We start from the raw sequence: 23300 nt of genomic DNA, 5'->3' as shown, positions 1-23300 counted from the left end.
GGCTCGTGAACCCAACCTTTCGAAATCGCAACGGAGGTGCGCCCGGCAAGGGAACCGGGCGCACGGGAAGGAAAGCGAGGCTACTCGCCGAGCTTGGGATGCAGCAGCGACGGCGCAGCGCCGAGCAGCATCTTGGTGTAGGGGTCCTGGGGGTGCTGGAAGACCTGCTTGGCCTCGCCCTGCTCGACGATCTTGCCGCCATTCATAACGATGATGTCGTCAGAGATATAGCGGACCGTCTGGATGTCATGGCTGATGAACACCATGGCCAGGCCGAGCTCCTTCTTAAGGTCGGTCAGCAGGTTCAGAATCTGCGCGCGGACCGAAACGTCCAGAGCCGAGGTGGGCTCGTCGGCGATGATGGCATCGGGGTTCAGCGACAGGGCACGGGCAATTGCGACGCGCTGACGCTGGCCGCCCGAAAGCTGGCCGGGAAGAACCTCGGCAGCGGAGCTGGGCAGACCGGTGAGCTCCAAGAGTTCCTTGACGCGCTTCTCCTGCTCGGCCTCGGTACCCAGGTTGTGGACGCGCATGGGGTCGAGCAGCTGCTCGCGAACGACCATGCGGGGGTTGAGCGCCGTGGCCGGGTTCTGGAACACGACCGAGATGACGCGACCCATGTGGCGACGGTCCTCGGCGGTACGTTTGGTAACGTCCTTGCCCTTAAAGTAGACCTTGCCGCTCGTGGGGGCCTGCAGGCCGCACATGACGTTAGCGGTGGTGGACTTACCGCAACCGGACTCGCCGACGATGCCAATCGTCTGACCGGGCATGAGCTTAATCGTTACACCCTGGACGGCGTGAACCAGGTTGGGGTGCAGAATCGAGCCGGTACGGGTCCTAAAGGTGACGTGGACGTCATCAAGGAAGATGATCGGCTCGACGCCGTTTACTGCGGTCTCGCTCATCTACATCACCTCCGCGTGAGGGGTCAAACCATTTGCCTTGAGCACCTCGTCGGGGAGCTCGGAATAGAAGTGCTCGGTGCCAGGCACGCGCTTGAAGACCGGACGGGTGTCCAAGCCAATACGCGGATGGCTCGAGCGGGGCGCGAAGCGATCGCCCTTGGGGAAATCGCGCGGGCTCGGAACGGCGCCGGGCACCTGGTGCAGGCGACCCGAACCGCTCTCGATGGACAGAACGGAGCCCAGAAGACCGCGGGTGTACTCGTGGATCGGGTTGGTGAGCAGCTCCTTGGTGGGTGCCTGCTCGATAACCTGGCCAGCGTACATAACCGTGATGTTATGGGCAACCTCGGCGACCAGAGCCAGGTCATGCGAAACGAAGATCATGGCAAAGCCGAGCTTGGCCTGAAGATCGTTGAGCAGCTTGATGACCTGCTTCTGGACGGTAACGTCCAGAGCGGTCGTGGGCTCGTCGCAGATGACCAGCTTGGGGTCGCGGGTAAGGGCCATAGCGATCAGGACACGCTGACGCTGGCCGCCGGAAAGCTCGTGCGGATAGCTCTCGAGCGTGCGCTTGGGATCGAGGCCGACGAGCTCCAGGAGCTCCTCGGCGCTGCGGGTTCCGCCGCGCTTGGTAAGCTGCTTCATCTGGGCAGAGATGAGCATAGAGGGGTTGAGCGAAGATAGGGCGTCCTGGTAGACCATGGCGATATCGGTACCGCGCAGGCCGAACCACTCCTTCTTGCTCATCTTGAGCAGGTCGCGGCCCTCCCAGAGAACCTCACCGGAAAGATGCTCGTCATCGTCGGTCAGGCCCATGATGGCCAGCGTGGTGATGGACTTACCGCAGCCGGACTCGCCCACCAGGCCCATAGTCTGGCCGGGACGGACGTCAAAGTTAACGTGGTCGACGACGTTGATATCACCGTGGTGCTCAAACTGGATGCAGAAATCGCGGACTGAAAGGATCGGCTCAACGGACTCATCGGGCACATGGCGATCATCACGCTTGAGCTCGACATCGCGCAGGGCGCCAAGGCGAGCGGAGAGGGACTGAGCCTGCTCCTTGTAGGCACGAACGGGGTCGGAAACCAGCAGGTCGGCCTCGCGGCGCTTGGAGGAATCGGTCGGATCCAGGGCGGCGGAGGGAGCAGCGGCCATGGCGTCGGTAATGCCCTCGGAAAGGATGTTGAGCGCCAGGCAGGTGATCATGATGGCCAGGCCCGGGAACAGCGCCTGCCACCAACGGCCGGCGAGCACGCCGCCGCGGGCGTCGGCGAGGATGTTGCCCCAGGTAGCGGTGGGCTCCTGAATACCAGCGCCGATGAAGGTCAGCGAGGCCTCGAAGATGATGGCGTCGGCGACCAGGGTAACGGTGAAGACCATGATCGGGGCGATGCAGTTACGCAGAACATGCTTGATCAAAATCCACGGAGCCTTGGCGCCGGAAACGATGACCGCGCGGACATAGTCCTCGCCATACTCGGACACGATATTGGCGCGCACGATACGGGCAATCTGCGGAGTGTACATAAAGCCGATGGCGAAGATGATCGACGGCACGGAGTTGCCCAGGATGGAGACGAAGACGGCCGCGAGGGCGATGCCCGGGATGGACATGATGATGTCCAAGATACGCATGATCGTCTCGGAGACGGCCTTGCGCGAAACCGCTGCAAGGGCGCCCACGACCGAGCCGCAGACCAGAGCCATGGCGGTGGCGCCAAAGCCGATGATCAGCGAGTAACGACCACCGTAGAGCATACGCGACAGAATGTCGCGACCCTTATCGTCGGTACCGAAGATAAATCCGTTGCCGGGAGCCTGGCGAGCCGTAAAGATCTCGACCGGGCTATAGGGGGCAAGAAGGGGCGCCAGAATCGCAGTCAGGGCGACCAGCACCAGCACGACGGCGGCAATCTTAGAAGACAGCGTCATCTTCTTCCAGCCACCGAGCTTGAGCCCCTTGGAGGCAGCCTTCTCGAGCTGCTCGGTTTGCTTCTCTCGAATCTTTACCATAATCTACACCGTCCTGATGCGCGGGTTGATGAGCAGGTAGAGCATGTCAACCACGATGTTGATGATGATGAAGGCAAGAGCAACGACGATAACGACGCCCTGAACCAGGTTCGCCTCGTTGCCCTGAACGCCCTGCAGAATCGCGGTGCCCATGCCGGGGAGGTTGAAGATAACCTCGATGACGACGGCGCCGCCCATGAGGTAACCGATCTTAAGACCGAGGGTGGTGACCGGGGTGATCAGCGCATTGCGAAGAACGTTGATGCCGACGACGACCTTCTCGGGAACGCCGGCGCCGCGAGCCATACGGACATAATCCTTATCGAGCTCCTCGACCATGGCGGTACGCACGATACGAGTCATCTGGCCCGTCAGCGGAAATGCCAAGGCGATAGCGGGCATAATCATACGTCCCAGATAGCCAACCGGATTCGTGGTGAAGTGAGGCAGAGCACCCGATGCCGGGAGCACCTTAAGGTAGGAAGAGAACAGCAGGATCAACAGAACGGCAAGCCAGAACGACGGGGTTGCCAAGCCGGCGATGGAAAAGACGCGGATCACTTGGTCCGGCCATTTGTCGCGATACAGAGCCGCGATGACGCCGAGCAAAAACGAAACGACCGCACCGATGGCAAGACCGATGAAGGTCAGCTGCATCGTGACGGGCAGGGCCGTGGAGATGCGCTTGGCAACGGAGTTGCGAGCAGCACCATAGGTGCCCATATCGCCATGGATCAGATCGCCCATATAGCGCACGTAACGCACGGGCCAGGGGTCGTCCAGACCATACTTCTCATGGTACTCGGCAACCGCCTCGGGCGAGGCACCGTCACCCAACGCCGTGTAGGCGGGGTCGGTCTTGGAGAACGACATAAGGAAGAACACCAGGACGGTGACGCCCAATGCCATGATCGGCAGCGCCACAAGACGCCTTCCAATCAAACGTAGCAAGTTGTTCACGTTCTCTCCCCTTTCTTTTGTCGGTAGGACCAACTGGTATATGAGTACGGATACTCATTACAAGACCCGAGCGACATCGTTGCCGCCCGGGTCTTTGTTTCAACTATGAGGATACGGTCCCAACGACCGACATCCTGCATACAGACTCAAGCGAGTCTTACGCCTTGACGGTCGCAACGCCCCTGAAGGACATGCTCGTCGTGCCGATGCCCTTGAAGCCATCGAGAGCCTCGCCGTTGGGCGCAGTGGACGGATCGTCCCAGGAAGCGGAGACGGTCTTGACGTGGACAACGGGGTACAGAACGGCGTTGTCGGCAATGATGTCGAAGCACTCGTTCCACTTCTTCTGCTGCTCGTCGCCCTCGGCGGCAAGAGCCTCGTCCATGAGACCATGGAGCTTCTGCCACTCAGCGGACTCCTTCCACGGGCAACGGGTCTGCATCCAGACGTTGTCGCCGTACCACCAGTTGAGCAGCAGGTCGGGGTCGGCGCCGAAGCAGGAAGGATCGCCAGGGGCAAGGAGGATATCGTAGGCCTCGCCGCCGTCGATGGCAGCGTAGGTAGCCGGCGAGGTATCGGTCTGGATGGTCACATCGAAGCCGAGAGCGTCGAGGTCGTTCTTGACCTGGGCGGCCATGCCCTTAATCTGCTCGTTGTCGGTGGTGCGCAGGGTGATGGCACCCGGGGTGATGCCAGACTCCTCGATGAGCTTCTTAGCCTTCTTGGCGTCGGTCTTGTACACCGTGGAAGCCTCATGATAGTTGGTGAAGCTCTTGGGCAGGTAGCAGCTGGCAGCGGTGGCAAGGCCGGCGAAGGTGTTGCTGACCATCTTCTCGGTGTCGAGCGCATACATGACAGCCTGACGGACCTTGACGTTGTTCCAAGGCTCCTTGGCAACGTTGAACATGATGAAGCGGGTGCCGAAACCCTGAACGTTGTCAATCTTGCAGCCAGCGCTCTCGAGCTGGTCGACGGCGTCAGCGGTAACGAGCTCCATAACGAGCGTGGAGCCCTCCTGCTGAGCGGTAACGCGAGCGGTGGGGTCGGTCAGGATGCTGTACTGGATCTTCTTATCCTCGGCAGCGTACTCACCGTTGTACTCGGGGTTGGGAACCAGGGTGATCTCGGTATCGGAGATAGAGTCGTACATCCAGGGGCCGGAGCCGATCGGCTGCTTGGCGCGATCCTCCTCGGTCTGGGTGGCCGGGGTAACGCGGACGATAGCCAGACGATCCTTGAGCAGGGAGAAGTTGGGGACCTTGGTCTTGACCGTCACGGTGCTGGCGTCCTTGGCCTCGATGGACTCGAAGGGCTGGAAGAACGGAGCATAGGTAGCGGAAGCGGCGCAAGCGGTGTAGGAGGCGACGACATCGTCAGCGGTGACCTCGGTGCCATCGGAGAACTTGGCGCCCTTGCGGATGGTGACCTCGAAAGTGGTGTCGTCCACAGACTTGGGATCGTCGGTGGCGAGCTCGTTGAAGGTGCTGTAGTCGTGGTAATCGATGCCGTAGAGGCCCTCGACGACGTGCCAGTTAGCACCCAGGCCCACAGCGGAGCCGGTGCTGGCGGGATCGAAGCTGGACGGAGCGTAAGCGGAACCAGCGGTGATCACGCCGCCGCCACGGTTGGCGGAATCGGTGGAACCGGAAGCGGAACCCTCGTCGCTAGAGCTGCCACCGCAGCCGGTGAGACCAAGCCCTGCGACAGCAGCGACGCTGCCGGTGAGGCCGAGGAACGAACGCCTGGACATACCCTTGTTGATGATGGCCATGTCTTCTCCTATCAATAGAGAATCTTACTCGGGAGCACCTAGACTTGCCCCCGCGCAACTTGCGGACGATATATACCTTACCTACCGACGAACCCAACTGAGGTGCCGCGCTCGGCGACCGATACATACATACGCTTGAACGGTATTTACTACCGTTCACCGAATTCGTTGACAAACGATTCGCCAGACAGTATGTATCGGCGAGGTGAGATATCAGTCTTCGTCAACCCGCAGGATAGCAGGGTTTTCGCTTGGGTTAGTCAAACGTTTTAGCGTTAATAAAACCCGAAACCAGCAGGCAATCATGGCGAAATAAATGGTTGAAAATCGCGCAATCATGTATATCAGTTGTTTAGACTCGTGTTTAGCTATCGGAATGGCCAGCCGCCGCCTCGGCGCGCTCGGCATTCCATGCAACGAGCGCCTCGTGGACCGCCTTGGCAACATCGGCAGGTATGCCGCGAACTTCCGCGATCTCTTGCTCGCTCGCCGCGCGCAAACGCTTCATCGAGCCAAAATGGCGCATAAGGGCACGTTTTCTGGTGGGTCCCACACCTGGAACGTCATCGAGTACCGAAACCGTCATGGCTTTATCGCGCAACTCGCGGTGGAACGTGATGGCAAATCGGTGGGACTCATCACGTACCTGTTTAATAAGATAGAGCGAAGCAGACCCGGTCGGCAGCACGACAGGAGTCTCGTCCCAGGGCACAAAAACTTCCTCGTCGGCCTTCGCCAAGCCACAAACTGGTATATCGAGCCCAAGAGCCTCAAGTTGCTTGATCGCAGCGGTCAATTGCGGCTTACCGCCATCGACAACGAGCAAATCGGGGCGCGATCCAAAGCGCTCGTCGGCCATACGCTCGGGAGCATAGCGTCGTCCCAAAACCTCGGACATCGAAACGAAGTCGTTTGCCTCGTCCAATTCGGCCTGAATTTTAAAACGACGGTACTGGCTCTTGTCGGCGCGCCCGTTGGTAAACACCACCATCGAGGCGACGGTAAAGGTTCCGTGCAGCGTCGAGATATCGAAGCACTCGATACGCATCGGCGGCGCCGGCAGCGCCAGCGCGCTTTCGAGCTCTAGGAGCGCCTGATTGGTGCGGTCGTCAGCGTACCCCGTTCGCATCATGTAGCGCATGAGGGCATGGCGCGCATTTTTGGATGCCATATCGAGCAAACGGTGCTTTTCGCCACGCTGCGGCCTATGGAGATGGCAGGAACGCTCGCGCTTGCCTGCAAGCCACTCCCCCAGCGCCTCCGCATCCTCAAGCTCGACAGAGAGGTTTATCTCAGCTGGAATATCAGCCGTCTCGTCGTAATAGCGCTTAAGAAAGCCCGATTGAAGTTCCTCTTCGTCGACATCCAAACCCTTATCGAGAATAAACTCGCAGGTTCGAACCGTTCGACCCTCACGCACGACAAAGACGCAAGCGGCGGAGATGGTCTCCTCGCGATAGAACCCGATGACATCGATATCGACACTGGAGGGAAAAACGACTTGCTGACGGTCGTCCAGACCCCTGATGACCTCCAAACGACGTTTGACGCGGGCAGCGCGCTCAAAGTCGAGCGCCTCGGCGGCATCCGCCATCTCGGAGGTCAGCTCATCGACGACATCCTTGCGGTGGCCCGACAAAAAGCGCTCGACACGCTTGACGTTCTTGGCATAGTCCGTAGGAGAAATCGCGCCGACGCATGCACCCGGGCCACGACCGACATGGTAGTCAAAGCAGGGACGCCCGTTTTGCGCACAAATCATATTGACGATGTTTTCCTCGCCCTTGTGGGACTCGACGATACGGCGACAACGACGCCACTCCGCACAAGAAGCCGAGCAGATCGGGATCACCTTGCGCAGCGTATCTATCGTCTCACGTGCCGCACGGCTATCGGTATAGGGTCCAAAATAGCGCGTTCCCGGCTTATGACGCTCACGCGTGTATTTGATAGCGGGATACAGGTCGCCCTTTGTAATGGCGATAAAGGGATAGCTCTTGTCATCCTTGAGGTCGACGTTAAAGTACGGATGGTACTGACCAATCAAATTGCGCTCGAGCACCAACGCCTCATGCTCGGTCTCCACCACGATATAGTCAAAGCTCGCCACCAGCTGCATCATCAGCGGGATCTTTTGACGCTCATCCTGCAGTGTCACGTATTGGCGCATACGGGCGCGCAGGTTTTTCGCCTTGCCCACGTAGATGACATCGCCCTTGGCATCCTTCCAAAGGTAGCAACCGGGCTGCGCGGGAACGCGCGAAACCTGTTCGGCAAGCGTTGGAATGTTGTCGTGACCGGCCACACGCACCTACTTGCGACGAAGCAGCGCCGAGACCTCGGGCATCTTAAGGACGACGGCAAGGCCAAAGGTAACAGCAAGCGAGACGACACCCGCAACGCAAACGTAGCCAAGAGTAATCAGAATCGAGCCGCCAAGTGCCCCGACAAAGTGTTCAAGCGCCCACATGACGCCGGCGCCTGCGGCAGCACCTAGGCCACCGAGCAAAAGGCCAAAGAAACCGCCATGCAGGATAGATTTGACCTGAAGGCCACGCAGGCGACGACGCAGCCACCACAGCGAACAGCCGACCAAGATCACGTAGTCGACGACATACGAAAGCGCGATTGCCGGCATACCGAAGCCCAGCACAACGCCAAACAGCAGAACCGAGCCGGCCTGGCCGATGGCGGAATACAGGCAATAGCAGCTATAGGGCTTCATGTCGAGCAAGGCAGAGAAGCTCTTCTGCATCAAGACGACCACGCCGTAGAGCGGCAGCGAGAGCGCCAGGTAGACAAGGTACTCGGACACCAGCGTCACGCCGGATTCATCGAACTTGCCAGCACAGTAGATCATGTTGAGCGGACGCGCGAAGACAATCAGGTACAGCGCGAACGGAATCAGGAAGAACAGCATCTGGGCGACGCCACGCGAAATGCCCGTGCGAACGCTGTCGTAATCCTTCTCCTGTGCGTCGTGAGAGAGCTCGGTATAGAGCGCCGTCGAAAGCGAGGCGGCAATCAGCGCGTAGGGTAGCGTGTACCACAGGCGCGCATAGGCGATGACGGAAGGACCCGTCTCGGGCTGGACCACCAGCGCAGCAGCGTTGGTGATAGAAGTCGAGACAAACATGCACACCGTGGCGAGCAGCGTCGGGATACCGAGCGCAATCGTCTGGCGCAGTGCGGGGTCCTTAAAGTCGATATGGATATGGGGATGCACGCCGTGCTTGCCAAGCGCGGGGATCTGGCATGCCATCTGAACAAAGACACCGAGGGTCGTACCGGCCGCAATCAAGATGATGCCGGCACGTTCGCCAAACTGTGCGGACACGGGCGCAAAACCCATAAAGCTCGCAATGACGATCACATTGTTGAGGACCGGAGCAAACGTCGACCAAAAGTAGTCGCGGTGCGCGTTGAGAACGCCCGAAAACACCGAGCCCAAACCATAAAACAGAATCTGGATGGCAAAGAAACGGAACATGAACGCAGCGATATCCATGCTGCCGCCGTCACCCGAAAGGAACGATTGCGTCCAGATAAAGCCCGGGGCGAACACGGTCCCCAGCAACGAAATGCCGCCCAGCACCAAAAGCAGAATGCCGAGCAGGTTGCCCACGTACTCGTTCGAGGCCTCGCGACCCTGCTCACGCCTCACACCCATGTACACGGGCAAAAACGCCGTCACGAGCATGCCGCCCATCACGAGTTCGTAGAGCATATTGGGCAGGTTGTTGGCGACCTGATAGGAGGACGAGAGTAGCGACATGCCGATAGCGGCCGCCATTGCCCACGTGCGGATAAAACCAGTGATGCGAGACACGATGGTCAGGATGGTCATAAGCCCGGCGGAACGACCAACCGTGGAGTAGTCCGACGAGCCCATGTCGTCAGTGTCATCTCGCGACGAAGAAGCTTCGGATGAGGGTGTCTGAGGCGCAGATTCTTTTGCAAAATGAGCTCCGCACTTCAATTCTTCCTGCGGCATCGCTCAGTCCTCTCTCGTAATCGCGGCAACCGTCGCCCCGCAAAATGCAATTAAATCATCGGGTGCAAGCTCGAGCTGATAACCACGCTTGCCTCCCGAAATAAAAATGGTATCCCAAAGGACACATGTCTCATCAATGAGCGTCCGGTAGCGTTTTTTCATACCGACCGGGCTGCAGCCGCCGCGAACGTAGCCAGTCGCCGCAAGCAAATCCTTCACATGCATCATGGCCAAGGACTTCTCCCCCGCGGCACGCGCGGCGGACTTTAGATCGAGCTCGTCGGCAACAGGGATGCAGCACACGACATAGTCGTTGGACGGTGTCACACAGACCAAAGTCTTAAATCCTTGACCGGGCTCCTCGCCAAGCTGCTCCGAAATCGCGACCCCCAGGCCCACCGACTCATCGCCATCGTCTTCGTACGTATGTAGAACATAGGAAATGCCGGCGCTTTCCAGCTCGCGCATTGCATTGGTTTTTGGCGTCTTTACAGCCTTTGCCATGACATATCCTTTCCCTCGCATTCGGACGCAAGGATTAAGTATATGTCCAATTCGGCTGCATACGTCACTTCGGCACAGCAAGCGCCATCGAATCACAAGGAGTCGATGGCGCCCATAAACTGAATCGCCTATTTATTGAGCATCAAGCTGAGCTTGACGCTCCCGGTCACGCCTGAGCAACGGCGCCAAAAACTTGCCCGTATAACTCTGCGGACAGTCCGCAACCTGCTCCGGTGTGCCCGAAACCACGACGGTTCCGCCGCCGTTACCGCCCTCGGGACCCATATCGATCAGGCGGTCGGCAACCTTGATGACATCAAGGTTGTGTTCAATCACCAGCACCGTGTTGCCCGCATCGACCAAGCGCTGCAGCACATCGAGCAGCTGGCGGACGTCCTCAAAATGAAGGCCGGTCGTCGGCTCGTCCAAAATATAGAACGTCTTGCCCGTCTGGCGTCGATGAAGCTCCTTGGCGAGTTTCACACGCTGCGCCTCGCCGCCCGAAAGCGTCGTGGCGGGCTGGCCCAGGCTCACGTAGCCCAAGCCTACATCGTACAGCGTCTGGAGCTTTCGCTTGATCTGCGGGATATTCCCAAAGAAAGCCAGTGCCTCGGCCACGCTCATGTCAAGTACGTCCGAGATGGTCTTGCCACGGTAGGTGACCTCGAGTGTCTCGCGGTTGTAGCGTTTACCGCCGCAAACTTCGCAGGGAACGTAGATATCGGGAAGGAAGTGCATCTCGATCTTGATCTGTCCGTCGCCCTTGCACGCCTCACAGCGCCCGCCACTCACATTAAAGGAGAAACGACCCGGTGAGTAGCCGCGCGCCTTCGACTCCGGCGTACTCGCAAACAGCGCGCGAAGATCATCCCACAGGCCGATATAGGTAGCAGGGTTGGAACGCGGCGTGCGGCCAATCGGCGACTGGTCGATATCGATAACCTTATCGATACACTCGATACCCTCGATTTTCTTATATGGGCCCACAGGGCGCGTCGAACGGTGAATGGCATTCGTAAGGGCAGGCGCGATGGTGTCGGTAACCAGGGAGCTCTTGCCCGATCCCGACACGCCGGTAACAACCGTAAGCGTACCAAACTCGATCTTGGCGGTAACGTTTTTGAGGTTGTTGGCTCGAGCGCCCGTAATTTTAAGGCAGCCACGACCGGGCTTGCGCCGTTCATCAGGCACCCGGATCATTCGTTTGCCGGTCAGATAAGCGCCCGTCATCGACTCAGGACACGCCATGATATCGGCAGGCGTTCCCGCCGCGACTACGTGTCCGCCGTTGACGCCGGCGCCGGGCCCCATGTCGATCACGTAGTCGGCGGCACGGATTGTATCCTCGTCGTGTTCGACAACGATAACGGTATTGCCGATATCGCGCAGGCGCTCGAGCGTCTTGATCAGGCGCTCGTTGTCACGCTGATGAAGACCGATCGAGGGCTCATCCAGAATATAGAGCACGCCCATGAGACCCGCGCCGATCTGCGTTGCCAGGCGAATACGCTGCGCCTCGCCACCAGAAAGCGTCGCCGAGGCACGATCGAGCGTCAGATAGTCGAGTCCAACATCGACCAGAAAACGCAAGCGCTCCAGGATTTCCTTGACGATGCGCCCGCCGATAAACTGTTGGCGCTCGGTGAGCTCCAGGCCCTCAAAAAACTCGAGCGACTCACGGCACGACAGGCAACAAACCTCGTAAATGGACTTGCCGCCCACGGTGACGGCGAGCATCTCAGGGCGCAAACGAGCGCCGTGGCAGCTCGAGCACGGTTCCTCGCGAATGTACTTCTCCAAGCGCGCCTTGGTGTTCTCGTTCGTCGTCTCGGTATAGCGTTCGTACAGGATGTTGCGAACGCCCGAAAACTTGGTATCCCACTGGCTGCGACGTCCGTCGAGCTTTTGGTAGTCGACCGAGATCTTCGTATCGCCCAGGCCATCCAAGAATGCACGACGCACGCGAGGGGGCAAGTCCTCCCACGGCGTATCGGTGCTCACCTTAAAGTGTTTGCAGACCGCAGCAAAAATCTGCGGATAGTAGTTCGAATTGCCGAACAGGCTACCAAAGACTCCGTCGGCAATGGACTTCGAGGGATCCTCGATCAGCGCCTCGGCATCAACGGTTTTCTTAAAGCCCAGGCCGTCGCACTCAGGACATGCGCCATAGGGAGCGTTGAACGAAAAATCACGCGGCTGAAGATCGTCAATGGAGTGACCATGCTCCGGGCACGCCAAGGCCAACGAATACTCCAGCAGCTCGCCCTCGGTCCCCTCGGGAGCATCACGATCGGGCAGCATGTACACGTTTACATTGCCGTGAGCCAGCGCGGTCGCCTGCTCAACAGACTCGGCGATACGGCCCAGAGAGTTCTCACGGATCACGATGCGATCGACCACGACCTCGATATCGTGCTTGAACTTCTTGTCCAGATCGATCGGATCGTCGAGCGAGCGCACTTCACCGTCGACACGCACGCGGCTAAAGCCCTCGGCGCGAAGGTCCTCAAACAGTTTGGTGTACTCGCCTTTTCGCCCGCGCACCACCGGTGCCAGCACAAACGCGCGGCGGCCCTCCCCCGCCGCCAAGACCTTGTCGGCAACCTGGTCGGTCGTCTGACGCTCAATGACGCGGCCGCATTCGGGGCAGTGCGGGGTGCCCACACGGGCGAACAGCAGGCGCAGATAGTCATAAATTTCGGTTACGGTGCCAACCGTCGAGCGAGGGTTTTTAGACGTCGTCTTTTGGTCAATCGACACCGCCGGCGAAAGGCCGTCGATTGAATCCAAGTCGGGTTTGTCCATCTGGCCCAAGAACTGGCGCGCATAGCTCGAAAGGCTCTCGACATATCGACGCTGGCCCTCGGCATAGATAGTGTCAAATGCCAGCGAACTCTTGCCCGAGCCAGAAAGACCGGTAATGACCACGAGTTGGTCACGCGGAATGGAAACATCGATATCACGGAGGTTGTGCTCACGAGCGCCGCGAATAACGATAGAAGAATCAGACATGGAAGCTCCTTGCCTCCTATTGCATCGAATCATACTGTCGATGAGTTTAGCGCACTCGACGCGCACAGATGTTCGTAATACAAGATTCGCAGACCTTTAGCTTTGCGTATCAGGTGCTTTGTTTCTCGAAATGCCGTGGAAAGGTTACAGTAATCTAATACTGAACTTAATTTGCTGTAACAGAGGAACGTCCATGACCGAAGACATCCCCCTTGAAATCACTTCGAGCGACATGGCCAATCTGCCCATATTCATCGCCGTCCTTATCGTGGCCACCGTCGTCGTGCGCGTGTATTTTTCAATCAAACACAATGAAAAGCCGCCCATTGCCCGCGTCTTTTGGTGCGCGACGCTCCTCATCCCGCTCGGCATGGTAGCTGCATGGATTACGAATCAATTGCTCGTAAATGAGGACAGTTCCCTATGGGTCCTTTCTTATTCGGCGCTCGGTGCTGCCGCCGTCATACTTCTTGTCGAGCCCTTGGTTTCGGGACTTATCGACCAAACCGATCTTGCGACGGGAACGGTTGCCTGTATTTGCCGTGACATCCTTGTCATCGCCGCTGTTTCAGCGCTCTCGTTCGTTTCACTCGAAATTGCCTGCAACGAAACGTTCTATCGCATTCCCGCCAACTCATTCGGGTTTTCCGTCGGGCTGCTCGCGACGGTTCTGCTCTCCCTTTATTTGCTGGGACAGCGTCATGGAGGCGTCATGGCCCTCGTGCCCGTCGTCTGTTGCGTCCTTGGCATTGCCGAGCACTTCGTCATAACGTTTAAAGGCGAGGCCATCCTGCCAAGCGATATCTTGGCCCTTGGCACCGCAATGGAAGTGAGCGAGGGATACGAGTTTACCTTTACCGCCGGAATCGTAACCTCTCTCGCCCTGCTGGAGATTTCCCTGGGGCTTCTTTCGCTTATCCGACCGCGAAAGCTCCGTACGCCCACCCATATCTTCCCCGCAATCGCCGCTAACCTCTGCGCTTTTCTGCTAGTGACCGTTGTGGGGCTCTCGGGCTTTTCCAGCATCGACTTGGAGCAGGCGCTGAATTTTGGATTTGACCGTTGGCAGCCCATCACCACGTATGCATCTCAGGGTTTTATCACTTCGTTTACCGAAATGGTCAACGAGTTGCCCATTGAGAAGCCCGAAGACTATACGCCCGATGAGGCGCAGAGCATCGAGCAGGAGCTCGCCGCTACCTACGACAGCACGTATGGCTCGAGCGAGCAGCGCGCGGCGGCCGTTGCCCAGTTCAATGAAATCAAGCCGACGATTGTTGCCGTCATGAACGAGAGTTTTAGCGATCTTTCGTGCTTTGAGCAACTCCAGGCGGCCGGGTACACCGGCCCCGCATTCTACAACTCGCTTCCCGACACACTTGTTCGCGGCACCATGCTCGCTTCGGTCGCCGGTGGCGGAACGGCGAACTCCGAATTCGAATTTTTGACCGGAGCGACAACGGCCTTTGTCGGATTAGGCAAAATCCCCTATCAGCTGTATCAGATGAATGGCGTCAACAGCCTGGCAAAGGACCTTAAGGAGCTTGGGTATACCGCTACCGCTATGCACCCGCAAAACCCCGTCAACTACCATCGAGATAAAATCTATCAGCAGCTGGGCTTTGGAGACTTTCTTTCAATCGGCGATTTCGAAGGTGCGCCCCGTTACCATGCCGGCGTATGCGACTACGCCACCTACGACAAGATACTCGACCTGCTTAGAACCGACGAAGCCCCGCAGTTCATCTTTGACGTCACGATGCAAAATCACGGCGGCTACGACTATGGCACCGTTCCCGCCGAGGAGCTGACAAACTATTGGGTCGAGGGAGCCAGCGAGGGTGCCAATAGCGCACTCAACACCTATCTTACCTGCATCAACGCATCCGACCGGGACCTCGAGTACTTTATCAACGAGCTCCGCAATATCGGCAGACCGGTTGTCCTTGTCTTTTTTGGCGACCATCAGCCGAGCGCCGCAACGACTCTCAACGACGAGCTGTACCCTCAGGAAGATACGGCAAGCCACGCTTTCCGTATCTATCAGTCGACCTATTTCGTCTGGGCTAACTATGAAATCGCCGGCAATACCGAGCTCAACGTCTACGACACCGTCGGGGCAAACGAGATTGCAGCCATTACCCTTAATAAGATCGGCGCCCCGCTCACCGACTATCAAAAGGCCCTGCTTGCAACAAGGTCAGATGTGCCCACCATCAATGTCGCCGGCTACCTCGGTGCCGACGGGCTGCGCTACGACTTGGAATCTGAAGACAGCCCATACGCCTCGACGATCGACAAGCTGCAGCGCATGCAATACCTCGAGTTCGCCAGCAAAGTTCAGTAAGCCCGCCCATTCGCTTGGGCCCATCGTATTGCAAGCACGCTCGGCCCAAATGCATCGCAAATGGCTCCCGCTCGCAAACGAGGGTACAATGACGCTCGTGTCACATCGCGGGGCCCCGGCCCCAACATATACAAAGGAGTCATACATGGGTTGCGAGCACGCACAGGCCGCCGGCGGACAAACGTCGCCGTCGCAATTTGAGGAGAACACGCTGTCCGAGGTCAAACGCGTCATCGCCGTGCTTTCCGGCAAGGGCGGTGTCGGCAAGTCGTTTGTCACCGGCGCCATCGCCACCGAGCTTGCCCGTCACGGTCACAAGGTCGGCGTCCTCGATGCCGACATCACCGGTCCCTCTATCCCCAAGATGTTCGGTATGAGCGGACGCCACGTCCATGCCCTTGGCAACCTTATGCTGCCCGAAATCTCCGAGCACGGTGTCAAGGTCATGAGCTCCAACCTGCTGCTCCAAAACGAGACCGACCCCGTCCTTTGGCGCGGTCCGGTCATCGCAGGCGCCATTAGGCAGTTCTGGAGCGAGACCTCGTGGGGCCCCATCGACTACCTGCTGGTCGACATGCCTCCGGGAACAGGCGACGTCGCGCTCACCGTCTTCCAGTCACTGCCCGTCGACGGCATCGTCATCGTCACGAGCCCGCAGGATCTGGTCTCGATGATCGTCGCCAAGGCGGTCAACATGGCCGAGAAGATGAACGTCCCCATTCTGGGCATCGTCGAAAACATGAGCTATATTGAGTGCCCCGACTGCGGCAAGAAGATCGAGGTCTTTGGCAAGAGCAAGCTCCCCGAGGTCGCAGAGCGCTATAACCTCGACATCTTGGGCACGCTTCCCATCAATCCGTCACTCGCCGAGGCCTGCGATAAGGGCGAGGTCGAGACCGCGCTGCCCGATGGCATGTTGCCCAAGGCAGTCTCTGCCGTCGAGGCCATTACCCCGCACGAGACCGACGAGGCCTAAGTGAACACGAGCGCCTTCTATGACGTCCTGGTAATCGGCGGCGGGGCTTCAGGCCTCGCCGCCGCCATTACGGCCGCACGTGCTGGCAAAAGCGTCTGCATCGTTGAGCGCGATGTCGCCTGCGGCCTTAAGCTCCTTGCGACCGGTAACGGCCGCTGCAACCTCTCCAACGAATCGATTGATTCTCAGCGGTATAACCACCCCGCATTCGTCGAATCCGTCATGGGCCCCCAACCCGAACAAGAGCTTATGGGTTTCTTCTCCTCGCTGGGCATCATGACAACCTCCGAGGAAGGCCGGCTGTACCCGCGCTCCCTTCGCGCAGAATCGGTGCGCGACGCGCTTCTCAACGTTTGCGACCGCCTAGGTATCACCTTAATCTGCGGAGCCAACGTTGCCTCGGCGCACAAAGCTTCCGAAGGCTGGGCACTCCAAATAGACCGTCCAGCGCGGGCGCTCAAGGCAAAAAAGCACGACGACCGAAAATCGGAGCTCCGCTCGCTTCGGAAAGCGCTCGCCGATGTCCCTCGCAAGAACGAGGCCCTGCAGGCACATACCGTAATTATCGCCACGGGCGGCAACCCCACCGGTATCGCCGATACGTTTAGTCTCCCCCTCACTTCGCTGCGCCCCATCCTCTGCCCCGTATCGGCAACGGTCGTTGGCGATCGGGCGGCACTCAAGACGTTGGATGGTCTGCGCGTCCGCGCCCGCTTGACGCTCACCCGTAACCATAGTGAGCTCTGGCACGAAGACGGTGAAGTACTGTTTCGAGCCTTCGGCATCTCGGGCGTCGCTGTCTTCAACCTCTCCCGTCGTATCCAGCACGGCGATACGATCCTGCTCGACGTTTTCCCCGACCTCTCTAAAGACGAGCTGCTCGATATGCTCAACCGGCGCGTTAAGCTGCTCGGCGGCTTTTCGCCCCGCGATCCCCGTTGGCTCGACGGCATGCTCGCCCCGCAACTCTCCCGCGTCGTCTGTACAGCGTTCGAGCAGTGCCATCCAGGCTCCAACGATGCCATCCACCTGGTCTCGATCCTCAAGCACTTTAAGTTGCTCGTCGAGGGAACAGCCGAGGAGCGCTCGGCGCAGGTCACGCGTGGTGGCGTATCTGTCGAGAGCATCTCAACACCCAGTCTACGCGCGCGCAGCGTTGTCGACGCCCCGCTTTACGTCTGCGGCGAAGCGCTCGACATCGACGCCGATTGCGGAGGCTTTAACCTTGCGTGGGCCTGGCTCTCGGGCATTCGCGCTGCAAGCAGCCTGTAGCCGCGCAGTCTATAATCAAAAACGCATTCGGGCCGTCTGGGATACCGGACGGCCTCTTTCTTGCCTCTAAGGAGACCTCGATGATCGAAATCACCCAAGTCAACGCGTCGCTCGATGAAGCCGGCGATGAAAATGCCTGCCTCATTGTTGGCAAGCGAGTCGCCAAGCGCGTCTTACGTTGCAAGGACTCCGAGATCAAGTCCATCGAGCTCCACCGCAAGTCAATCGACGCTCGCAAAAAACGAGACGTCCATTTTATCCTGAGCTTTCGTGTTGAGCTGACTAGTCCCCACCTCGAGCGAGAAGCGGTCGACAGCGTTGCCGAGCGTGACCGCTCGCGCGTACGCGCGATAGAAGACGATGGGCCTTCATTCCCCTCCCCCGTCTCCGACGCACCCAAAGAGCGCCCCGTCGTCGTCGGCGCCGGATGCGCCGGCCTTTTCGCTGCACTCACCCTTGCCGAAGCGGGTCTGAAGCCCTTGCTTATCGAGCGCGGCGACCCGGCATTTCGCCGCTCGCAGGCGATCGATCTCTTTCTAAAGGAGCGCATCCTCGACCCCGAGAGCAATATCCAGTTTGGTCTGGGCGGCGCGGGGACCTTCTCGGACGGCAAGCTCAATACAGGAACAAAAAATCCCGCCCATCGCCTTATCCTCGAAACCTTCGTCGAGGCGGGTGCGCCCCGCGATATTCTGTGGGATGCCAAGCCGCACATTGGCTCCGACATCCTTCCCAAGGTTGTCACCGCTATATCCCAGCGCATCGAGCAGCTCGGAGGTGTCGTCCGTTATCGAACGAAGCTCGTCGACATTCGCATCGACGCGTCTGGCGCCATCACCAGTATTGATGTCCTATCGTCCCACGACGCCGCTTACGAGTCAATCGAGACAAAGCACCTCATCCTCGCCTGCGGGCATTCTGCTCGCGATATTTTTGAGCTCCTTAAGGACCACAACGTGGCCCTCGCACAAAAGACCTTTGCCATGGGCGTTCGCATCGAGCATCCGCAACGCGACATCGACCGAGCCCAATATGGAGCCTTGGCGGGACATCCTGCCCTCGGAGCAGCCCCCTACAAGCTCGTCGCCCATCTTCCCAACGGCCGCAGCGTGTTCTCGTTTTGCATGTGCCCCGGCGGGCAGGTTGTCGCCGCCTCTTCCGAGCAGGGCCACCTGTGCGTCAACGGCGCCAGCCTCAATGCCCGCGACGGACGCAACGCAAACGCCGCCCTGCTCGTTAACGTCACGCCTGAGGACCTTCCCAACGATGACCCGCTCGCCGGCATCGAGCTCCAGCGCGCCTGCGAGGCGGCCGCCTATCGCCTGGGCGGTTCCAACTGGAACGCACCGGCACAACTCGTCGAAGATTTCCTCGCAGGACGCGCCAGCAAGGCGCCCGGAAAGGTAAAGCCCACCTATCCGCTCGGTGTGACCTGGACGGCAATTGACGAAGCCCTACCACAGCATATCGTCGAGTCGCTCCGCCTGGGACTTCCCCTACTCGGAAAAAAGCTACGAGGCTACGACCGTCCCGATGCCGTTCTTACCGGCGTGGAGACTCGTTCGAGCTCACCGGTCACTGTCATCCGAGACCGAACGTGCCACGCCGTGTCGACCCCGGGCCTCTACCCTTGTGGTGAGGGAGCTGGATATGCCGGCGGCATCATGAGCGCGGCCACCGACGGCATCCGTTGTGCTGAAGCCCTGATCGCAGATCTCTAACGCACAAATTCCAGCGCGCAAAAGACATAGGCCCCGAGCTCCACAGGGAACTCGGGGCCTGTTCGCTATTTCTTAAACCGTGCACCCTGGCGTTTTCTGCCCGATGCGAACGTGGAACCCTTGCGGGCCTGCGAGCGTAAGCGCTCGATCGTCTCGTCCTCAGACGCACCCTCGAGCATCGCCCGAATCTGAACGACAGCATCGCGCAGGCGCGCCGCCTCCTCAAAGTCCATAGCGGCAGAAGCGTTACGCATATCCTCTTCCATGGTTTCGACGATCCGCACAAGCTCGTCATGCGGCAGTTCTTCCAACTGCTCCGCAAGTGTCTGCTCGGGCGCCACCGTTTCCGGCACACCGCCCTCGCCCGACTCATCGGGCGTATAGAATGCGCCATGGCCAAGAGAGTCGCCCTTCGAGCGTCCCTTGGAGCCCACAGTTTTTTCGGCCTCGGCAATAAAACTTGAGATGTCGTTGATGGCCTTGCGCACTGTCTTGGGCACAATGCCATGTTCTTCGTTATATGCCATCTGAATCTCGCGACGGCGCTGTGTCTCCTCGATGGCCTCTTTCATCGAATCGGTCACAACGTCTGCATACATGATGACTTCACCATCGGCGTTACGGGCCGCACGGCCAATCGTCTGAATCAGCGAACGGCGGTTGCGCAAGAAGCCTTCCTTATCGGCATCGAGAATTGCCACCAGTGAGACCTCGGGAAGATCCAAGCCCTCGCGAAGCAGGTTGATGCCAACGAGAACATCGATCTTGCCCTCGCGCAGCGTTCGCAGGATCTCGACACGGTCCATTGTCGCCGTATCAGAGTGCATGTAATTGACCTTAATGCCCGCATCAAGTAGATGGTCGGTCAGGTCCTCGGCCATGCGCTTGGTCAACGTGGTCACCAGCACGCGCTCCTTGCGGGCAACGCGCTCGCGAATCTCGTCCTCAAGATCGTCAATCTGACCGCGAACTGGACGCACGTCAATCTTGGGGTCGAGCAGGCCGGTCGGACGAATAATCTGCTCCACGTCGTTTTGGCTCACCCGCAGCTCGTAGTCGCCCGGCGTGGCCGAAACATAGATAAACTGGGGGATCCTTGCCTCAAACTCATCGAAACGAAGCGGGCGGTTATCGAGCGCCGAGGGCAGGCGAAAACCGTGTTCCACCAGCGTCACCTTACGCGAGCGGTCACCTTCGTGCATGCCGCGAATCTGCGGCACCGTCACATGGCTCTCATCGATGATGCAGAGCATATCCTTGGGAAAGTAATCGATTAGGGTAAACGGCGGCTCACCCGGCTTGCGACCGTCCAGATGACGCGAGTAGTTCTCGATGCCGTTGCAAAAGCCCATCGTCTCGAGCATCTCAAGATCATAATCGGTACGCTGCTGCAGACGCTGCGCCTCGAGCAACTTGTCGGTCGCCTTGAGCTCCGCCACGCGCTTCTCGCACTCTTCGCTGATCGATTTCAGAGCCGCCTTGACCTTCGGCTTCTCGGTCACGTAGTGCGATGCCGGCCATACGGGAATGGCCTCGTACTCACGAAGCATCTCACCGGTGACCTCATCGATCTCGGCAATCAGCTCGACCTCGTCGCCAAAGAACTCAAACCGCAACGGATGCTCGGCATAAGGCGGATACACGTCAACAACATCGCCGCGCACGCGGAACGTGCCACGTGCCAGGTCATAGTCATTGCGATCATATTGAATGTCGATAAGCGCATGGATAAAGTCATCGCGCTCGAGCGGCACCTTCTTGTCGACGTTTGGAGCCAGACCCGCATAGTCCTCAGGAGAGCCAATGCCATAGATACACGAGACCGATGCGACAACGATCACATCACGTCGAGAGAGCAGTGACGCGGTCGCCTGATGGCGCAGCATCTCGACCTCTTCGTTAATCGAGGAGTCTTTCTCGATATATGTATCGCTTTGCGGCACATACGCCTCGGGCTGATAGTAGTCGTAGTACGAGACGAAGTAGACCACAGCGTTATTGGGAAAGAACTCTTTGAGCTCGCTCGCAAGCTGAGCGGCGAGCGTTTTATTCGGAGCCATGACAAGGGTCGGCTTACCCAAGGCCTCAATGGTTTTGGCCATCGTAAAAGTCTTACCCGAACCAGTCACACCCAGCAAAACCTGATAGCGGTCTCCGTCCCTCACGCCCCGCACAAGTGACTCAATGGCCTTAGGCTGGGAACCAGCGGGCTCGTATGGAGACACGACCTTAAACGGCACATCAGCGCCCTCAACGCCAAAGCGCTTAAGTTCACCACCAACGCGTTCTACTTCAAATTCCGCCATGGATACTCCTAACTCATACATCTGCAGTATACGCGGGCGGTGGGCTTAGTCCTATACGAACCGATCGGGATAGAGAGTCTTATATCGAACCCAGGCATTATTGACGCGAATCAGATAAGCCTGAGTTTCAGGGAAGGTAATCGCATTATGGAGCGACGTGTTCTGCTGCGCCCATCCGTCGACATTGCCCATACCGGCGTTATAGGCGGCGATGGCACTATCCGTCGACCCGTTGAAATAGGCGAGAAGATACGAGAGGTATGCGCAGCCAAACTCGATATTCGTAGCCGGATCGTTAAGATTGTCGGCCGAATACTCCCCTCCGTCGACAAGGCCCTTGGCAATCATATCCTGGGCAGTCTCGGGCATCAGCTGCATCAATCCCTGAGCACCCTGATTCGACTCGGCCTCGGGGTCCCAATTCGATTCCGACTTAATGACAGCGCACACCAGATACGGATCAAGATTATGCGAAATACTGGATTGCTTTACATACGCCTCATAGTCAATCGGATACAGCGGCTTAAAGAAAGCGGCAGGAGCACGCGAGTAGACGAGCGAAATAAGGCCGAAGACGAACACAACGGCAAGTGGCGCCACGCGATACCACATAAAGAAACGTGTCTTAGGCATCGGCCTCCTCCTTATCCGGAGTGTCTATAAACCCGTGGCATGCAAGCCACGAGTCAAGCTGCTCAAAGAGCGAATTATCGGCTGCCGAATTATCAATCACCGTTGTAGCGAGATTGCACAGCGCAGACTCATCAGGCTGGCAAGCAGAACGGGCATCGAAATCAGATGGCTCCATGCCACGTTGAATAGCGCGCTCGCGACGAACTGACAAAGGGGCGCTAATGACCAGAATTTCATCAGCCAAGCCAAATGCATCCTCAAAACCAGTCGGAGCAGAAACCTCAACCACCGCAAAGGGGTAACGGGGTGATGAAACCGTACAACAAACCGGATCGAGAATCCTAAGCGAAAGCTGTTCAATCAGAACGGGATGCACAATGCCATTGAGCCGTGCGACCGAATCAGGAGAAGCGAAAGCTCGAGAGGCGAGGATGCTGCGGCGAATGCCGCCTTCCTCATCCAAAATGTCCCAACCGAATTCATCCGCGAGAGCATTGACGATATCAGAGCCCGGCACATACAGCGATTTTGCAAGCTCATCCAGATCGATAAGCATAGCGCCACGAGATTCGAAATAGCGGCAGGCAGTCGACTTACCCGAAGCGATATTGCCCAAGACAAATACGGTAAACATCAAGCCCTCCCTAACGCCAATGCGAGTAATTATCGCTCAAATACACTAGAAGGACTCAAAATACAGCCAAACAGTAAGAGCGCATACGGGGGAGCTAGGTCCCAAAGCACAACGTGTATATAACGCAAAAAGGGGGAGGCCGCGAGGCCTCCCCCTTCTCAGTTCGATGACGGCTCGGTGCCGTCCACCGGTCAGCGGCGCCCTGGCCTCCCACGGGCTGACCCCGCAGTACTCTCGGCGCGATGG

At 58.5% G+C, this 23300-nt stretch carries 15 protein-coding genes; 4 read left to right on the top strand and 11 right to left on the bottom strand.

What is annotated here, in order from left to right; genetic code table 11:
• Positions 1 to 80: 80 nt before the first annotated feature.
• The 8 genes from I1M21_RS08840 to uvrA form a co-directional block, all read right to left on the bottom strand.
• Positions 81 to 908 carry an ABC transporter ATP-binding protein gene (locus I1M21_RS08840; RefSeq protein ID WP_006236159.1) on the bottom strand — a complete coding sequence of 276 codons (828 nt, stop codon included), beginning with the start codon at positions 906 to 908 and terminating at the stop codon, positions 81 to 83.
• A complete protein-coding gene (locus tag I1M21_RS08835) occupies positions 909 to 2924 on the bottom strand; it encodes a dipeptide/oligopeptide/nickel ABC transporter permease/ATP-binding protein (protein WP_035138893.1) in 2016 nt (671 codons plus the stop codon).
• 3 nt (positions 2925 to 2927) lie between these two features.
• Complete coding sequence (locus tag I1M21_RS08830) at positions 2928 to 3884, bottom strand: ABC transporter permease (protein ID WP_035138896.1); 957 nt, start codon at positions 3882 to 3884, stop codon at positions 2928 to 2930.
• Positions 3885 to 4041: 157 nt separating this feature from the next.
• The gene (locus I1M21_RS08825; protein ID WP_035138897.1) at positions 4042 to 5655 is read right to left on the bottom strand and encodes an ABC transporter substrate-binding protein; all 1614 of its coding nucleotides are present in this window, start codon (positions 5653 to 5655) and stop codon (positions 4042 to 4044) included.
• A gap of 364 nt (positions 5656 to 6019) precedes the next feature.
• Positions 6020 to 7960, bottom strand: coding sequence for an excinuclease ABC subunit UvrC (gene uvrC, locus I1M21_RS08820; protein ID WP_324248736.1), 1941 nt, complete (start codon positions 7958 to 7960; stop codon positions 6020 to 6022).
• A gap of 6 nt (positions 7961 to 7966) precedes the next feature.
• Positions 7967 to 9547, bottom strand: a complete 1581-nt coding sequence (gene murJ, locus I1M21_RS08815) for a murein biosynthesis integral membrane protein MurJ (RefSeq protein WP_195193275.1) — start codon at positions 9545 to 9547, stop codon at positions 7967 to 7969.
• Between the two features lie 105 nt (positions 9548 to 9652).
• Complete coding sequence (gene ybaK, locus I1M21_RS08810; RefSeq protein WP_006236166.1) at positions 9653 to 10153, bottom strand: Cys-tRNA(Pro) deacylase; 501 nt, start codon at positions 10151 to 10153, stop codon at positions 9653 to 9655.
• Between the two features lie 132 nt (positions 10154 to 10285).
• The gene (gene uvrA / locus I1M21_RS08805; RefSeq protein ID WP_195193274.1) at positions 10286 to 13165 is read right to left on the bottom strand and encodes an excinuclease ABC subunit UvrA; all 2880 of its coding nucleotides are present in this window, start codon (positions 13163 to 13165) and stop codon (positions 10286 to 10288) included.
• Between the two features lie 193 nt (positions 13166 to 13358).
• Here uvrA and I1M21_RS08800 point away from each other — a divergent pair, with 193 nt between their 5' ends.
• The 4 genes from I1M21_RS08800 (at position 13359) to I1M21_RS08785 (ending at position 19481) form a co-directional block, all read left to right on the top strand.
• Positions 13359 to 15512 carry an LTA synthase family protein gene (locus I1M21_RS08800; RefSeq protein WP_195193273.1) on the top strand — a complete coding sequence of 718 codons (2154 nt, stop codon included), beginning with the start codon at positions 13359 to 13361 and terminating at the stop codon, positions 15510 to 15512.
• Positions 15513 to 15657: 145 nt separating this feature from the next.
• Entirely contained in the window at positions 15658 to 16488 is an 831-nt protein-coding gene (locus tag I1M21_RS08795; RefSeq protein WP_055310500.1) for an Mrp/NBP35 family ATP-binding protein, read from the top strand.
• Complete coding sequence (locus I1M21_RS08790) at positions 16489 to 17760, top strand: NAD(P)/FAD-dependent oxidoreductase (protein ID WP_195193272.1); 1272 nt, start codon at positions 16489 to 16491, stop codon at positions 17758 to 17760.
• An 80-nt stretch (positions 17761 to 17840) separates the two neighbouring features.
• On the top strand, positions 17841 to 19481 hold the full coding sequence (locus tag I1M21_RS08785; RefSeq protein WP_195193271.1) for an NAD(P)/FAD-dependent oxidoreductase: 1641 nt from the start codon (positions 17841 to 17843) through the stop codon (positions 19479 to 19481).
• A gap of 65 nt (positions 19482 to 19546) precedes the next feature.
• Here I1M21_RS08785 and uvrB read toward each other — a convergent pair whose 3' ends face one another.
• Genes uvrB through coaE form a run of 3 tightly spaced genes read right to left on the bottom strand, consistent with a single transcriptional unit; the run spans position 19547 to position 23054 of the window.
• Positions 19547 to 21787: an excinuclease ABC subunit UvrB gene (gene uvrB, locus I1M21_RS08780; RefSeq protein ID WP_117746698.1), complete on the bottom strand. Its 2241-nt coding sequence runs from the start codon at positions 21785 to 21787 to the stop codon at positions 19547 to 19549.
• A gap of 51 nt (positions 21788 to 21838) precedes the next feature.
• Positions 21839 to 22420: a lytic transglycosylase domain-containing protein gene (locus I1M21_RS08775; RefSeq protein WP_195193270.1), complete on the bottom strand. Its 582-nt coding sequence runs from the start codon at positions 22418 to 22420 to the stop codon at positions 21839 to 21841.
• Positions 22413 to 23054 carry a dephospho-CoA kinase gene (gene coaE / locus I1M21_RS08770; RefSeq protein WP_117746700.1) on the bottom strand — a complete coding sequence of 214 codons (642 nt, stop codon included), beginning with the start codon at positions 23052 to 23054 and terminating at the stop codon, positions 22413 to 22415. The genes I1M21_RS08775 and coaE overlap by 8 nt, the downstream gene beginning before the upstream one ends.
• Positions 23055 to 23300: the final 246 nt, after the last annotated feature.

The organism is Collinsella aerofaciens, from assembly GCF_015546965.1.
Lineage (GTDB): Bacteria > Actinomycetota > Coriobacteriia > Coriobacteriales > Coriobacteriaceae > Collinsella > Collinsella aerofaciens_X.
Note: the sequence above shows the minus strand (reverse complement) of the source record. Positions and strands in the feature narration are given on the sequence as shown.